Source organism: Microcoleus sp. B9-D4 (assembly GCF_036705105.1).
Lineage (GTDB): Bacteria > Cyanobacteriota > Cyanobacteriia > Cyanobacteriales > Microcoleaceae > Microcoleus.
The window spans coordinates 17,128-31,723 of sequence record NZ_JAUBTS010000055.1 but is presented as its reverse complement, the minus strand read 5'-3'; the positions used below and the strand labels follow the sequence as shown (position 1 = coordinate 31,723).

At 43.7% G+C, this 14,596-nt stretch carries 14 protein-coding genes; 7 read left to right on the top strand and 7 right to left on the bottom strand.

All coding sequences use genetic code 11. From position 1 onward, the window contains the following. Nucleotides 1–31 precede the first annotated feature (31 nt). Entirely contained in the window at nucleotides 32–610 is a 579-nt protein-coding gene (locus tag QUB24_RS25425; RefSeq protein WP_333156374.1) for a hypothetical protein, read from the top strand. Beyond that, nucleotides 604–3,147 carry a protein kinase domain-containing protein gene (locus QUB24_RS25420; RefSeq protein WP_333156372.1) on the top strand — a complete coding sequence of 848 codons (2,544 nt, stop codon included), beginning with the start codon at nucleotides 604–606 and terminating at the stop codon, nucleotides 3,145–3,147. The genes QUB24_RS25425 and QUB24_RS25420 overlap by 7 nt, the downstream gene beginning before the upstream one ends. 14 nt (nucleotides 3,148–3,161) lie before the next feature. Here QUB24_RS25420 and QUB24_RS25415 read toward each other — a convergent pair whose 3' ends face one another. After that, on the bottom strand, nucleotides 3,162–4,574 hold the full coding sequence (locus QUB24_RS25415) for a hypothetical protein (RefSeq protein WP_333156371.1): 1,413 nt from the start codon (nucleotides 4,572–4,574) through the stop codon (nucleotides 3,162–3,164). 183 nt (nucleotides 4,575–4,757) lie between these two features. On the opposite strand from QUB24_RS25415, the gene QUB24_RS25410 reads away from it, so the two are divergent. Continuing rightward, complete coding sequence (locus QUB24_RS25410) at nucleotides 4,758–5,783, top strand: hypothetical protein (RefSeq protein ID WP_333156370.1); 1,026 nt, start codon at nucleotides 4,758–4,760, stop codon at nucleotides 5,781–5,783. Between the two features lie 237 nt (nucleotides 5,784–6,020). Here QUB24_RS25410 and QUB24_RS25405 read toward each other — a convergent pair whose 3' ends face one another. Further along, nucleotides 6,021–6,344 carry a TMEM14 family protein gene (locus QUB24_RS25405; RefSeq protein ID WP_190735279.1) on the bottom strand — a complete coding sequence of 108 codons (324 nt, stop codon included), beginning with the start codon at nucleotides 6,342–6,344 and terminating at the stop codon, nucleotides 6,021–6,023. A 126-nt stretch (nucleotides 6,345–6,470) separates the two neighbouring features. Between QUB24_RS25405 and QUB24_RS25400 the strand changes: the two genes are divergently transcribed. The 4 genes from QUB24_RS25400 to QUB24_RS25385 all read left to right on the top strand — a co-directional run bounded on the left by QUB24_RS25400 (nucleotide 6,471) and on the right by QUB24_RS25385 (nucleotide 10,088). Next, nucleotides 6,471–7,775 (top strand): ATP-binding protein, encoded by a 1,305-nt coding sequence (locus QUB24_RS25400; protein WP_333156369.1) that lies wholly within the window; start codon nucleotides 6,471–6,473, stop codon nucleotides 7,773–7,775. 238 nt (nucleotides 7,776–8,013) lie between these two features. Further along, complete coding sequence (locus QUB24_RS25395; protein WP_333156368.1) at nucleotides 8,014–8,460, top strand: tellurite resistance TerB family protein; 447 nt, start codon at nucleotides 8,014–8,016, stop codon at nucleotides 8,458–8,460. 153 nt (nucleotides 8,461–8,613) lie between these two features. Continuing rightward, nucleotides 8,614–9,039 (top strand): thioesterase family protein, encoded by a 426-nt coding sequence (locus QUB24_RS25390; protein WP_333156367.1) that lies wholly within the window; start codon nucleotides 8,614–8,616, stop codon nucleotides 9,037–9,039. Between the two features lie 77 nt (nucleotides 9,040–9,116). Further along, nucleotides 9,117–10,088, top strand: coding sequence for a putative 2-dehydropantoate 2-reductase (locus QUB24_RS25385; protein WP_333156366.1), 972 nt, complete (start codon nucleotides 9,117–9,119; stop codon nucleotides 10,086–10,088). A gap of 120 nt (nucleotides 10,089–10,208) precedes the next feature. On the opposite strand, the gene QUB24_RS25380 is transcribed toward QUB24_RS25385, so the two are convergent. The 5 genes from QUB24_RS25380 to QUB24_RS25360 form a co-directional block, all read right to left on the bottom strand. Next, nucleotides 10,209–11,762, bottom strand: coding sequence for a 2-succinylbenzoate--CoA ligase (locus QUB24_RS25380; RefSeq protein ID WP_333156365.1), 1,554 nt, complete (start codon nucleotides 11,760–11,762; stop codon nucleotides 10,209–10,211). A gap of 76 nt (nucleotides 11,763–11,838) precedes the next feature. Continuing rightward, on the bottom strand, nucleotides 11,839–12,975 hold the full coding sequence (locus tag QUB24_RS25375) for an o-succinylbenzoate synthase (RefSeq protein WP_333156364.1): 1,137 nt from the start codon (nucleotides 12,973–12,975) through the stop codon (nucleotides 11,839–11,841). Nucleotides 12,976–12,986: 11 nt separating this feature from the next. Beyond that, on the bottom strand, nucleotides 12,987–13,787 hold the full coding sequence (gene menH, locus QUB24_RS25370; protein WP_333156363.1) for a 2-succinyl-6-hydroxy-2,4-cyclohexadiene-1-carboxylate synthase: 801 nt from the start codon (nucleotides 13,785–13,787) through the stop codon (nucleotides 12,987–12,989). A 27-nt stretch (nucleotides 13,788–13,814) separates the two neighbouring features. Next, complete coding sequence (locus QUB24_RS25365) at nucleotides 13,815–14,222, bottom strand: retropepsin-like aspartic protease (protein WP_333156361.1); 408 nt, start codon at nucleotides 14,220–14,222, stop codon at nucleotides 13,815–13,817. A 5-nt stretch (nucleotides 14,223–14,227) separates the two neighbouring features. Then, a complete protein-coding gene (locus QUB24_RS25360) occupies nucleotides 14,228–14,473 on the bottom strand; it encodes a hypothetical protein (RefSeq protein ID WP_333156360.1) in 246 nt (81 codons plus the stop codon). Between the last annotated feature and the right edge of the window lie 123 nt (nucleotides 14,474–14,596).

Genomic DNA, 14,596 nt, shown 5'->3' with positions numbered 1-14,596 from the left:
TCAAGCTTTGCAGATGTTGAAAAAATAAAGTATGTCAGAACTGAGATGTTGCACCATTGTCAAGAACGGGCAAGATGCCCGTTCCACAAAGAATGAGTTTTCTTGTGGAACAGGCATCTTGCCTGTTCCTAAACAATTAATTGAGAATGGTGCAATATCTCAGTCAGAAGTCAGAAGTCAGAAGTCATATCAATTCCGGTTACACCGGAATGATGGGCAGTGGGGAGTGGTCCGTGGGGAGTGGGGGAATGTGGAATTGCGCGACCTTGACTTTATCATTCCCATGCAACCGGAAACAATATCAGAAGGAAAGAAGGAAGAGGGAAGAAGGAAGAGGGAAGAAGGAAGAGAGAAAGAAAGAAGAAGGAAAGAAGTCAGAAGGAAAGAAAGAAGAAGGAAAGAAACAACTATTCAGAATACCAAATGCCCAGTTTTGCCCATGCCCAATGCCCAGTTTTGCCCATGCCCAGTTTTGCCCATGCCCAATGTCCTGTTTTGCCAATACCCAGGAACACCTAATTTACCTGAAAAAGTCTATACCACTGACTCAACATTGCGACTGTTTCTTGCGAAAATCAACCAAAAAAAGGCTGGGTTATTATCATGGTGAGCCAACTTTTAGATGGACGCTATCAAATCATTGAAGTCATAGAAACAGGAGAATTTGGGCAAACCTATCTGGCCAAAGATATTCGCCGTCCCGGAGAACCGCAGTGCTTTGTCAAGCACCTGCGTCCCGGTACCACCGAACCGAAATTAATTAATACTACGCGCCGTCTTTTCCAAAAAGAAGCAGAAGTTCTAGAAAGGCTAGGTCAACACGACCAAATTCCTCAGCTATTCGCTTATTTTGAAGAAAACGAAGAATTTTTCTTAGTTGAATCCTTTGTTGCCGGTCACTCGCTATCAACCGAGATTGTACCGGGCAAGCCTCTAACTGAAGAAAAAATGATTCCTTTGCTGAAGGAACTGTTAGAAATTTTAGTGTTTGTACACGGACAGGGAGTAATTCACCGAGATATTAAACCAGGGAATTTAATCCGCCGCTATTCAGACAACAAGTTAGTTTTGATCGACTTTGGCTCGGTGAAAGAAATTCACATCGCTCAAAGACAAGCGCCGGTAACGGTGCGGATTGGCACTCTGGAATATATGCCGATCGAACAATTTCAATACAACCCGCAACTCAACAGCGATATCTACGCTTTGGGAATGATTGGCATCCAAGCAATGACGGGTTTGCCGGCTTACGATTTGCCGAAACTGCGGGATTTGAAAAATTCTAATAAAGGCGAAATTGTTTGGCGGCATTTAGCCACGTGTTCCCAAGCGCTGGCCGATGTTTTGGACAATATGGTGCGCTACGATTTTCGGGAGAGGTACCAGTCGGCGGCGGAAGCTTTAGCCGATTTGAGGAAAATTGGCGATCGCTCGCGGGCGCGGATTCCCAAGCTAACAATATATCGCGAAGAAGTCGATCGGCGCAGCAGCAGCCGGGGTGATATTACAGTCGTCGGTCGGAGAATATTAGATGAACTGCGAGTCAGTTTGGAATTGCTGCCAGAAGAAGCAGAGGCGATCGAAGATGAGGTATTGAACCCTTATCGGAAATACAGGGAAAAAGGCGAACGCTACGAACAATCACTGCAAGAAGCAATGCAGCAAGAATATCCCTTTTCTCTGGAAACTCGCGACGAATTAAAACGCTTGCAGCAAGTTTTAGGGCTTACCGACGAAGATGCCGCGAAAATCGAAGAATTAGTCATTCCTAAATCTTTATTTGCTAAATTGTACAAGGCGATATCCACAGTTTTGGAGGGACACCGCAACCCCAATCTGCCACCAGCGAGTAGCGCCCCTCACCTCGAATTGCAGGCAAGTCCGGCGGTATCCTCGCAAGTAAATCTGAACGGAAAAACCGATTTCTCGTTAGCGCAGCCCGCCCCTACGGGGGCTACGCCAACGGAGAGGATCGCCAGCCCCGCAGCACTTGTCCCCAAAGAAACTCGCAAATTCAATCCTTATCTTGCCGGGGCAACAATTGCGGCTATCTTAGCTGCGATCGGCGGAATTTACGGATATCTCAAATGGCAAGAATGGCAGCAGCTAGCCCAGAAAGAATCCCAACAGCTCAATCAAATTGAAGCTCTTTATACAGCCAGCAATTATGAAGGCTGCATCAGCCAAATACCAACAATTGCCGACACTTCCAGCACCTATGCGTCAGCTCAGGAGTTACAAGAACAGTGCCAAGCAGGTCTGCGTTGGAAGAACGCCAAAGTCAAAAATTTCGCTCAGCATTCCGATGCAGTTGGGTCTGTTGCTTTCAGTCCAGACGGCTTAATGTTGGCCAGCGGTTCTAAAGACAAAACCATCCAAATTTGGGATTTAGCTACAGGCAAGTCGCTCCGCACTTTTCCAGGAGATTCCTCCACTATTTGGTCGGTTGCTTTTGACTCAAACGGTACGAAACTGGCGACGGGCACTGGTTTTTGGCGAGTCATGCTGTGGGATTTGAAAACAGGGCAAGTGATTCGCAGTCTCGACCACACTGCTTCTGTTTGGTCTGTCGCTCTCAGTCCCGACGGACAGCTTGTGGCTAGCGGCAGCGGAGACAAAACCACAAAGATTTCGGATGCAGCAACTGGTCGTTTGATTCAGAGTTTTCCAGACCATACAGATTTTGTTTATTCTGTTGCTTTCACTCCAGATGGAAAAAGTTTGGTTAGCGCTTCTAAGGATAAAAAAATTACAGTTGTTGATGTCACAACAGGGGCGTTGCTCAAAACTATTGAGGGACATGGCGACGCGGTGAGGTCGGTTGCTGTTAGCCCGGACGGCAAGACAATTGTTAGCGGTTCCTACGATGAAAGTATTAAAATTTGGAATATCGAAACAGGCGATTTAATTCGCTCTATCAAGGGACATTCTGACGATATTGTCTCGGTTGCTATCAGCCCGGACGGGAAGTTTATTGCCAGCGGGAGCAAGGATAAAACTATTAAAATTTGGGATTTTGCTACCGGAGAATTGCTGAATACTTTGACGGGACATTCCGATGAGGTTTATGTGGTGACTTTTAGTCCCGATGGCAAAACTATTGCTAGCGGTTCTAAAGACAATACTATTAAGTTGTGGCTGAGATAATTGTCACCTGTCATTTAATTGCTATAATTCAGCTCGTTTTTTAAGGTTTGGGGAAAGTGCCAATAAGGCGTTTCTAATTCGTCCTCAGTTGGAGAATTTTCAGTTGAGTCCTCTCTGATTTGAAAAAAGTGGTAGAGGTTAGCGACAGTTAAATCGGATATTTCTTGCCAATTCGAGGCAGCTAAACCTTGATAGCCAGTAGCGATAGCCTGCTGGCTGACATAAAATTCGTATCTCCGGCGAATTTCCGGCGACACAGCGAAGGTTAGCTGGTCGCGCAAGGATAGAAAGTGAGACTTTTGCTTTAAACTTTCATAAAGTGAAGGTTCCGCAGCTAATACCGTGAATGTAGTGTACACGCTGCTTTTTAAACTCTCGCCGCTGAGTTTATCTAAACTAGCTAACTGGTGCTGCTCTTTTGGAGACAAAGTTTGCATCCAATCAACCTCATTTTGCCAAAATTCTATTACACTTAAATCATGACCGAGAATCCTAGTAACTTCGGGAAATAAAAAATCTAGTTCGGGTTCGGATTGACATCCTTTAACAACAGTTAGAAGATTTTGACAAATTTTTGATTGGAGTTCCAGCAGGCGATCGCTCACCATATCGTAGGCCCGCTGCAAGTGAAACGTGACCCCGATCGCCTGCTCGATTGCCCAGACACATTCCATTTGCCTGAGCTTTCCAGCAGAAGACAGCCCCTCCAACAAACTAGGATTATCATAAATTTTTAAAGCCTCAAACAGCATATCCCGCCCGCTATTAATTTCGGAATTCCGAAGTTTAAGATCTGGGACTGTCAGGGCTGACTGACAGCGTTTGACAGCCTTAGAAAAAATCTCGTAACCGTTAACCAATTTCTGGCGGTGCATTTCAAAACTAGAGTCGTGAGCCACCTTAAAAATCTGCTGGATCACCTCTACTCCCCTATCTTTGAGGATGTGTCTGAGATCGATAAACCCGTCTTTAATTTTTAGCTTCTGGTGCTTTGCCTCTTCTCGGATTTTTAATACTTGGTTGAGGTTTACTGCTGACAAAACTGTGCTCGATACAGCGCCAATACCAATGACAGCAGCAGTCGCTTGCATCACTGCCAAATTAATTTTCAGACAGTTAAGCATTCTGTATGTTTTTTGAAACCCCTGATGAGTTTGAGCAACCTGCAACGGCGCCAGTGTCACGTACACGGGAGCTACCAGCGGCTGTATGGGGCCACCTCCGGCTAACTGTGCGAGCAATCCTAGAACTCCGCGCGAGGAGCTAGTTCCAGTTGTTGATTGATAAAAAATTTTTGCCAGCTCCACAAACTCCCCTGTCACCGGATCTCTAGCTGCAGGGAGCAATTTTCCTGTTTTGGTAGTAGGCTGTACCAGTTTGCCAGTATTGAGTAGAGCCTGAGTTGCAGGGGTGAATAGATAATCCATGTTGTGACACCAGTTTTAAAAAAATGCAACTGTAGGCCCGTGCTCCAAACCACGATAGTCACCAGTCATTCCCAATTCTTCAATTCTTTAATCTAAAATCTAAAATGGTATGACTCAGCTCGTATTCAAAAAGGCAGATGTTTTGTATTGTATGCTATTTAGGGGAACGAGGGATGAAAGGAAATGAATGAGTATCTCAAGGTATTCCAGGCTCTTACCCAGTTTAGCGATCGATTGTTGGCAGACGAATATCAATCCGTGGAGATTAAACAGTCAGCTACCCAACTCAGTTTAGATGTGGAACCTTGTATTGACGAAATTAAGCAATCTGCCATCAGACTCAAGGGGCTACTTCAGGTATGTTTCAAAGATGTATCTCAGGCTGAGGATGTCTGGAATAGCAAGCCGAGAATTGCGCGAGCATCTCCTGTTGATGTCTGGGAGCAAATTGGCGAACTAAGCGGATGCGATGTGAGAATTCGCAGTTTAGGAAAACAGGGCAAATCTGATGCTGTTGCTAAAGTTCGCCAATCTTGGACCGACAAGGCGACCAAGTTAAAACATCAGTGGTTTTTGTGGGATAAAAACCCTCAAGTCTTTCAAAGAGATACTATTGGTTTTTTTGAAAAAGATAATTTGCACAAAGAGTTGCGGAATGAAGTTGATGCCCAAGCCGAGCGAGTGATTTTAATTATGGAGAATGAACTAAGTTTAATTTTTAAAGAATTACAATCTATTGATATAGAAAAGATTGAATTTTGTATTGAATGCTTCGACCTAAACAGTCAGTCGAAATTTAGAGAGCGACTGCAATCAATAGGCGGGGAGATTGTATCGAAGTTTACGGAGCCACTGAAATATTTGCCTGATTGTTATATGAAGACTTTTAAAGAAACGCTGAAACAACCTGTAGAAAGTTTGGTTCATAAAAGCAAGATGGGAATCAGTTTGGTCGATTTTGAAGAGTCCTGCAAAGGGATTGGACTCATCCTGGATAAGATGATTATAGCAGTTTTTGAGGAGCGCATGAAACTGGCAATTCAAACAGTTGAAAAAGCGATTAAATTCTACAATATTTTTTTAGAGAAGCAGGCGCGATATCAGAAAGAGACGCCGGAACAGCGATCGGCGGAAAAAGATTGGATCGACTGCCAGCTGCAGCAACTCAGGGAAGTTCAGCAGTATATTGATGCAGTCATTAGTCATTAGTGGTTAGTCATTGGTCATTGGTCATTAGTCATTAGTCATTAGTTATTAGTCATTAGTCCTTAGTCATTAGTCCTTAGTCATTAGTCATTAGTCACTGGTTATTGGTTAGTAGTTATTGGTTATTGGTTATTAGAACGAACAACTAACAATTAACAAATAACCACTGACCACTAAAAACAGTCAACAGTCAACAGTCAACAGTCAACCGTCAACAGTCAACAGTCAACAGTCAACAGATTATTGATATTGACCGCTGATTTCGTAAACGATCGCGCCCAAAGACGCTAAGCTAGCTAAAATTAGCATTCCGGCTGGCATGAATTTTTGAGTTTTAACAAGGCGCACAATAAAGACTATTACTAAAACAGCGGAGATGGCTGCTGCTAATGTTAAACCCCAACTTTGTCCCATAAGCTGGGCGGTGCCGGCAAAAATTAGCAGGGAACCGCTAATCAAGCCCGAAATGAGCGAGGCTTGGCTTTTGGCCTTGATATAACCCATGATGCCGCCAACCAGTGTTAAAATGCCGTAGCCGATCGCCGCTGCTGTACCTAAATTCATTTTTAATCCTCCCGATTTCACTCTTTGCATCTAAATTTATACAGCGCAGCCTGCAATTAGTGTCACGAATTGTTAGAAAATTTATTAAAGCCAGTCAGGATATCTAACTGTTATACAATTGCCATTATGTCAGCCCTAACTTCTGGTGCGATCGCCCAAATCCGTTACCTCCAGCGCCTCGCAGCATCCCTGCTGCTGTATCAATCGGTTTTCAAAAGCCCCGCCGGTCAAGCCTTTCTCGATTTGCTGCAAGCCCTCCACCACAGCGAAGTCAGCGGTTTGGAATGTCAGGTAGCTTACGGGAACTGGTTCAAACTTCAGGCTGCTAAAAATTTAAGCTGGAAAGATTCTCTGATTTGGGAAATTCTCAAAGACGAAAACCCCTTTTCACGCCGAGCACAGCAAACAGATTTTGCAAGTTTGCCCCCCGCTTTGGTGGAGGCAGCCCGACATGATTTAGAAGTGCTGCAAAATATTTACGAATGCAGCAGCGAACAGTTGAGCAAGTGGGTGCGGGTAGCGGGTCAACTTGACGCAGTGCCTCCGATTTGGCATTCAGAAACTGTAGCAGAACAGGGAGATTTGCCACTGCACGGAAAACTGGAAAAATGGTCGAGTGCGACGGAATCTTTGGCAGTTTATTACCGACAGTTTGGCACGGGTTTCTTTGCCGAATATCGCGCTTTTAGGTGGCGGGGAGGGGAGTTGGCAAAAATTTCGCATCCCGATGGCATAACTTTAAAAGAGTTGGTTTGCTGCGATTGGCAGCGGGATGCTCTGGTGAAAAATACGGAGTTTTTGCTGGCCGGTTATCCGGCTTTGCACGTTTTGCTATACGGCAGCCGCGGTTCGGGTAAGTCTTCTTTGGTGAAGTCGCTATTAAATGAGTTTGGATCTCGCAATCTGCGCTTGATTGAAGTATCTAAATCGGATTTGCAAGATTTGCCGCTAATTGTCGAGCAGTTGCGGGGAGTTCCTCAAAAGTTTATTATTTTTGTGGATGACCTTTCCTTTGAGGAAGATGACGATGCTTTTAAAGCTCTGAAAGTTGTCTTGGAGGGGAATGTCACTGCTCGCTCTCAAAATGTGGTAGTTTACGCAACATCTAACAGGCGGCATTTAATTCGAGAGTTTTTTGACGACAGGCCTCGCCCCCGCGATGGAGATGAAGTTCACGCTTGGGATACTGTGCAGGAAAAACTTTCATTTAGCGATCGATTTGGCTTGACTTTAACTTTTGAGCCGGCCGATCAAAACACTTATTTAACAATTGTCCGACATCTGGCAGAACTTGCTGGAATCAAACTCGCTGCTGATGATTTGGAACACCGCGCTAAAGAATGGGCAACTCGTCGCAACGGGCGATCGGGCCGGACTGCGCGGCAGTTTGTTGATTTTCTGAAAGCAGATTTAGCCCTTTTTGACAAGTAGATTGTCGGCGCTGGCAGGGCGGGTTTTACTTGACCTATGGAAAGGCAATTCAGGATCGGAATAAACCCGCCACTGCAGCGCCTAAGAGCGAGATAAAAATTCTTAAGTTTTTCCTAATTTTATTGATAATAAATAACTAACAAAATTTGATATAATTATCAAAATCCCCAAAGAAACCTCCAGAGCCAGAACCCATCCTGACTCCATAAATCGACCACTAAATAATGAGGAAAATATCATGGGTTTATTTGATAAAGTATCGCAGACTCGCCAAGAAACGGAAGTAACGTTAGGGCCAGCCGAAGCATTTGCGGCGATCGCGCTAATTGCCGTAGCAGCCGACGGTTACATCAATGACAGCGAAAGTAAAGCGATTAGCATGACGCTATCTCGGATGCAACTGTTCCGCAGTTATCCTGATGACGTGATGAGAAAAATGCTCGATCGCCTGCTGATGATTATGCAACGGCAAGGAGTTGAGGTACTGTTTAATGCCGCTTTAGCAACGCTTCCCGACGAACTTAAAGAAACAGTCTTTGCTGTGACAACTGATATCGCTTTAGCAGATGGCGAGGTTTCAGAAGAAGAAGAACAACTTTTGAACGATCTTTACAGTGCATTGGGGATTTCCGAAGATATTGCCCTCAAGATTATAGACGTGATGTTGATTAAGAACAAAGGTTAAGAAATCTGGGGGAGGAGTGAGGAGGGCGAATTTTACAATATAAAAAATTAGCGCCTACTTACTTAGCTGACAACTTCTCCAAAAGTGCGGGTTTACCGATATGATGGTTGGTAAAATTGCGATCCGATTGGCGATCGCCCGCTACTACCTCAAATGCCTTTCACTTACACCCGTACTGTTCGCTTTCAAGATACCGATGCTGCTGGAGTCGTTTACTTTGCTAACGTTTTGGCGATGTGCCACGAAGCTTACGAGGCATCTCTAGCAGCATCGGGAATCAATCTCAAAGCATTTTTCAGCAATTCCGAGGTTGCTTTTCCCATAATTCATGCTAGTGTAGATTTTTATCGCCCAATGTTTGCGGGCGATCGGCTGATAATTCAATTGACGCCTAAACAAGTTACTGGCGATGAATTTGAAATTGCCTATCAAGTATTTTCTGAGGAAGTTGCAGGAAGAAGCGCTGCTAAAGCTCTTACTAAGCACGTCTGCATCGATGCAGTTAGCAGAACTAGAAAACAGCTATCTGAAGACTTGATGCAGTGGATGAGGAAAATTGAGATTGAGATTTCAGATTAGTTATATCTTTAAATAATAACAGGGAATGACTGTCAAATTTCTGTTTGGTTGATAATTATTTCTGAATAGTTGATAGTATGTCAAATCGCAATTATGCCATTGTAGGCACGGGAGCTTTAGGGGGATTTTATGGTGCTAGACTGCAACAAGCAGGTTTAGAAGTCAATTTTTTGCTTCGTAGTGATTACGATCGCGTCAAAAAACACGGTTTGATTGTCGAGTCTCCCGAAGGCAACTTCACCCTCCCCCACGTCCGCGCCTACCACGACGCGCACAAAATGCCTCAGTGCGACGTAGTAATTGTAGCGCTGAAAACAACTCAAAATCACTTGTTGCCCAAAATATTGCCTCCTTTATTAAAGGATAACGGCGCGGTTTTAGTATTGCAAAACGGATTAAATACGGAACCGGAAGTAGCTAAAATTGTGGGTGCAGAACGAGTGCTTGGCGGGCTGTGTTTTTTGTGTTCTTATAAAGTTGGACCCGGTCATATCTGCCACTTAGATTACGGCACTATCACCCTGGGAGAATATGCCCAGGACTACAAAGCAATCGGTATTACTGATAGATTGCACCAAATTGCTAAGGATTTTAAACGTGCTCATATTCCTATTAAGATGAGCGAAGATTTGCTATTGTCAAGGTGGAAAAAGCTGGTTTGGAATATTCCTTATAACGGGCTGTCTGTAGTGTTGGATGCGAGAACTGACGAACTGATGGCTAATCCCGATACTTTGATTTTAGTTGAGGAAATCATGGGGGAAGTGGTAGCGGCAGCCAAAAGTTGCGATCGCATTATTCCCGATGACTTTATCCCACAAATGCTTGAATACACTCAGAAAATGAAGCCTTACCGCACCAGCATGAAAATCGATTATGATGAATCGCGGCCCCTGGAAGTTGAGGCGATTTTTGGTAATCCGATACGGGTGGCGCAGCAAGCAGGTATTAAGTTGCCCCAAATAGAGGTACTTTACAGAATGTTGAAGTTTGTGGATTTTCAAAGACAAGAAGCGGAGAGGACGAGAAGGCTGTTAGGTTTGTCGTAATTGGCAATTGGCAATTGGCAATTGGGCGGGGCGGGTTTGTGAGATTTCTCGCTGGTGTTGTAGATATTGGTGAACCCGCCCCTACAGGAATTACTGTCAAATCCGGTTAATTCTATCGATTCACCGGCGATGACACATCGCAATTTCTTGCAATTGTTCTCGATTGACTTTGCCTTGAGAATTGCGCGGCAATTGTTCGACGATTACCCAATATTTCGGCCGCTTAAACTTGCTCAACTTATCTTCTATTGCCGCTTGCAGATTTTTGACAGTAACTTCGGAATTAGCGGGAACGTAGATAGCCGTAACGACTTGACCCCAATCTTTGTCTGGCAAGCCAATTACAGCAATATCCGCCACTAAATTAGTCGATCGCACAACGGCTTCGACTTCCGCCGGAAAAACATTTTCTCCGCCTGTGATAATTTTGTCGCTGCTGCGTCCGACGATATTTAAGTAGTTATTTTTATCAAAAAATCCCAAATCGTCTAATTGGAAATATTCGCGATCGCCAAATTCTTCAGGATAATAACCCAACGCCAAAGATTTAGCATTTACCGCAATATTTCCGATTTGATTGTCGCACAAAATATCGCCTTTTGCACTGCGAATAGTTATTTGAGCGTGCGGTAAAGTTTGACCGGAACTGTTATTGCCCGCGAGAAAATCTTCTGGTTTTAGTGTAGCAATTTGCGATGCGGTTTCTGTCATGCCGTAACTTGGCGCTAATTTGATTTGATAGTTTCTAGCTGTTTCTAAAAGTTCCGGCCAAGCGGGAGCACCGCCCAAAAGTACGGCACGAAACCGTCCCAGCCAATTAGCTGTATCTGGGTTTTGCAGCAGCCGTTGCAGTTGAGTTGGAACTAAAGAAATGAAAAGTTCTTCTGGTTCGATATTGCTTTTTTTACCAATTTCTAATTCTTTAAATGGTTTAATTGCCAGTTTTCCGCCGCTAGTAAAGGAACGCATAAATTGCATTAAACCGCTGACGTGGTATAAGGGCAAAACGCAGAAAGAGTTGATTTTGTCAACTTGAAAATATTGTTGAAAACCTTGTACTGATGCCGTTAGTGTTTCCCAAGTGTGGATGGCAAAACGGATTTTTCCCGACGAACCGCCGGTGGGAATCATGATTAATGGTAATGGGTAATTGGTAATGGGTAATTGGTGAGAGTTTTTATTTGGGTCAGTTGTAGATGCGCTTAATCTGAAATCTTGCACCATTCTCAAGAACAGGCAAGATGCCTGTTCCACAAGGAGTGAATTTGATTGTGGAGTGGGCATCTTACCCGCCCCTAAAAGACTTATTGAGGATGGTGCAAAATGTGAGATTAATTGCATTTTCTTGAGATTTTCCAGTGCATTTTGCCCAAAAATTATGTCTGGTTGGACTAAATCAAAAACTTGTTGCCATTCTTGTTTTACCCAGTTGGGATTGCACAGAAAAATCGGGCATTTGGCGGCGCGGGCGGCGATGAAACTGGCAAGAAATTGCACGGGTTCTGGTTCTGCGAGGCAAATTTTTGGGGGTGTTTTTTGTGCGGGATTTTGGGTTAATTGTTGAAATAGCCGATCGACAATTCGGGCAAATTCGCGACTGTCACAACCGATAAGCCAATTATCGGGCAAGCCAGACGCGATATCCAGGATATTTACTGTGAGATTTGTTGCCATAGATGCTTTCACCAACTTTCTTGATTCAAAACAATTACGTAACCAGCCTAATTGAGTCGTGGGAGTAATCTAAAATCTAAAATCTAAAATCTAAAATCGAATGATTGTCGTCGAACCAGCAATCGGTGCCAAAGCCTAATGCTCTCTTATTTAAAGACAATTCTGTTGCTAAGTTTAATGCTGCTTGTCTGCCGATTTCGGTTTCAAATACTGATGATAAAACAGCGTCTATATTGTGAGTTTGACAAAATTTTCGCAGTTGGGATGGGGAACCAGCAATTGCAGGTTTAATGACGAAAATTCCCCGCCAGCCTTGGCTGTAGCACTCTTGGATGCGATCGAGGTTGGCTGCCGATTCATCAAGGGCGATCGCAGTTGCATAAATAGCATTCAATTCTACCATTTCCTGAAACTGTGTTACTGGCAGCGGCTGTTCCAAAAATTCAATGTCTGCGGAAAAATCGGGAGTTGCTTTTACCTTGTCGCAAGCTTCCAGCCATGTTTTAGCCTGCGAGTAACTGAGTCCCCCGTTGGCATCTAACCGCAAAAATGCCGATTCTCGATCGCACAACTTGTGCATTGCTTCGATTAGCTGCTGAAAAATCTTTAATTCTTGTTCAATTGCAGCCACCCCAATTTTCCATTTAAACGTGCGATATCCCTCTAACCAAAGTATTGGTAAAGCCTGCAAAGCTGTTTCACCTGCTGGCAATAAACCGCTGAACCGATTTTTTTCTTCCTCATTCCCAGCCTCTATCGATTGTTGACTGCTTAATACTGAACCCGCAATCAATGTCGATTTTAGGCGAAGTCTAGATCCCCCTAAATCCCCCTTAATAAGACCCACTTTGAGACTATTTCTTGTCCCCCCCTTAGTAGGGGCGGTGCCCCCGTGCCCGTCCTTGGTTAGGGGGGATCTAGAGTTTGATAGTGCCGACTCAAAGCCAAATTGACAAGCCGGCAATTCAGCCGAAATAGCAAAAATCATCTCTGATGAAATATTACCTGGCAACTGGCGACAAAAATCTAAAGCTTGCTCAAAACTTTCGGAACCAAACCAACTCAAAGGGGCAATTTCTCCCCAACCAATTCGATTATTTTCGCCAACAAGTCGCAGGATAATTCCTTCGCGAACATCCCAAATGCCGTGACTTGTTTGCAAGGGGCGCTTAAATTTTCGCTGATAAGTGCGAAACTCGAATTGATAAAGCATCAGTTTTTTAGTTAATCATAAAATTGTCTCACAACTGATCCAAACTGATCGATATTTTCAAAATGGATATTGTGACCAGCTTTTGGTACAATATCCAGAGTAGCGGCCGGACACAAGCTGGCAATTTCGGTATTTATAGTTGTAAATTTATCATCGTATTCTCCAGCTAGCAAGAGGATGGGGATTTGATTTTGTGCCAATTTTCCCCAGAGAGAGGGCTGGTTGCCGATTCCCATGTTGCGGAGGGATTTGGCTAATTCTAAGGGATTGTTTGCTAAGCGGGTTTCTATGAGTTGGTCGAAGTGGGGAGAATTTTTTAAAGATTTGAATAAAGGGCGATCGTACCAGTTTAATAAAAAATCTTTAATGTTGCTATTTTCCAGCTTTTGTGCTAGCTGTAAATCGGCTTCCCGGCGGTGCGATCGCTCTTTTTCTGTTTTCAATCCCGGAGAAGCTGACTCTAACACTACTTTCTCGAATCTTTCAGGAAAATGTAATGTCATGTAAAGGGCCAATCGCCCGCCCATTGAATATCCCAACAACAAACATTTGTCTATTTGTAAATCATCTAATAACTCGATCAATGCTTGGGCAGTATTTGATATATTGTAGCAAGTTTCGTCGCCGCTGACTCTAGTTTTTCCGTGACCGGGAAGGTCAACTGCTAGGCAGCAATAATTTTTAGATAGTAAAGAAATGATGGGATTAAAGTCTTGAATGTTGCCCGTGAATCCATGCAAAAATAAAATTGTCTGCTGATTTTTGTTACCAGTTAAGGAATAGTGAAATTGATAATTTTTAAATCTCTCCATCTACAATTCTTACTATAATTGCCGTATTTACTGAAATCTAATTTCCGCATCGCTAACAGAGATAACTGCCTGAAAACGAGTGAGAAAGTCCATACCAAGAAGACCATCTATGCGGATATTTGGCGGTATATCGTGGGCCACTATCTCAAAATTTTCTATTAGTTGACCCACGCAATTAAACCAAGATACATTAATTACAGGAACATAGATTCTTCCTTGACCTGTAACTAATTCTTGCCTGCGTAAAGGATTGCGCGTATCATAACCCAGATTTTGTAATACTTGAACTGGCAATATTGTGAAGCTAGAGCCCGTATCTACCAATAAACGCACCCGCACAAAATCGCCCCCTTCTCTACTGCCAACAGTTGCTTGCACGGCTAGCAAATTTTGGCCATAACGCAACAAACGGTAAACTTTTGGATAAGCTGGCATTTTCGTTACAACATCACTGCTAGGTTGTCAGGTATCGATCCAGTATATTCTATTGCTACAGATTTTCCATTCCTTAATGAAAGCTTACTGTAAATTTCATCGCGTTCTGCTGCATGGGCTAAAACTTCACCTCGAATCACGCTGAATTCTTCATCTAATTCAGGATTGACGATGAGTACCCACTCATCAGGATATAGGCTAAAAATTTCTTCTAAACTCATTATTTTGCCGATTTCTGTTTGCGTACTCATGCTTTGATTCTCCTTTTTGCCGATTCAATGTGAGGTACGGATTGCTAAATTAAAGAAGATTTTGAGAAGTCGCCCAACTCTGCCAACTCGCCCAACTCCCTCAGCTTAGCAAACCATACCTCC

What these genes read in the sequence shown, in the direction of transcription:
- QUB24_RS25395 (WP_333156368.1), top strand. Translation starts at nt 8,014, where the DNA reads ATGGGTTTATTTGATAAAGTATCGCAGACTCGCCAAGAAACGGAAGTA.
- QUB24_RS25415 (WP_333156371.1), bottom strand. Translation starts at nt 4,574, where the DNA reads ATGGATTATCTATTCACCCCTGCAACTCAGGCTCTACTCAATACTGGC.
- QUB24_RS25385 (WP_333156366.1), top strand. Translation starts at nt 9,117, where the DNA reads ATGTCAAATCGCAATTATGCCATTGTAGGCACGGGAGCTTTAGGGGGA.
- QUB24_RS25425 (WP_333156374.1), top strand. Translation starts at nt 32, where the DNA reads ATGTCAGAACTGAGATGTTGCACCATTGTCAAGAACGGGCAAGATGCC.
- QUB24_RS25380 (WP_333156365.1), bottom strand. Translation starts at nt 11,762, where the DNA reads ATGGCAACAAATCTCACAGTAAATATCCTGGATATCGCGTCTGGCTTG.
- QUB24_RS25360 (WP_333156360.1), bottom strand. Translation starts at nt 14,473, where the DNA reads ATGAGTACGCAAACAGAAATCGGCAAAATAATGAGTTTAGAAGAAATT.
- QUB24_RS25400 (WP_333156369.1), top strand. Translation starts at nt 6,471, where the DNA reads ATGTCAGCCCTAACTTCTGGTGCGATCGCCCAAATCCGTTACCTCCAG.
- QUB24_RS25375 (WP_333156364.1), bottom strand. Translation starts at nt 12,975, where the DNA reads ATGCTTTATCAATTCGAGTTTCGCACTTATCAGCGAAAATTTAAGCGC.
- QUB24_RS25420 (WP_333156372.1), top strand. Translation starts at nt 604, where the DNA reads ATGGTGAGCCAACTTTTAGATGGACGCTATCAAATCATTGAAGTCATA.
- QUB24_RS25365 (WP_333156361.1), bottom strand. Translation starts at nt 14,222, where the DNA reads ATGCCAGCTTATCCAAAAGTTTACCGTTTGTTGCGTTATGGCCAAAAT.
- QUB24_RS25410 (WP_333156370.1), top strand. Translation starts at nt 4,758, where the DNA reads ATGAATGAGTATCTCAAGGTATTCCAGGCTCTTACCCAGTTTAGCGAT.
- QUB24_RS25390 (WP_333156367.1), top strand. Translation starts at nt 8,614, where the DNA reads ATGCCTTTCACTTACACCCGTACTGTTCGCTTTCAAGATACCGATGCT.
- menH (WP_333156363.1), bottom strand. Translation starts at nt 13,787, where the DNA reads ATGGAGAGATTTAAAAATTATCAATTTCACTATTCCTTAACTGGTAAC.
- QUB24_RS25405 (WP_190735279.1), bottom strand. Translation starts at nt 6,344, where the DNA reads ATGAATTTAGGTACAGCAGCGGCGATCGGCTACGGCATTTTAACACTG.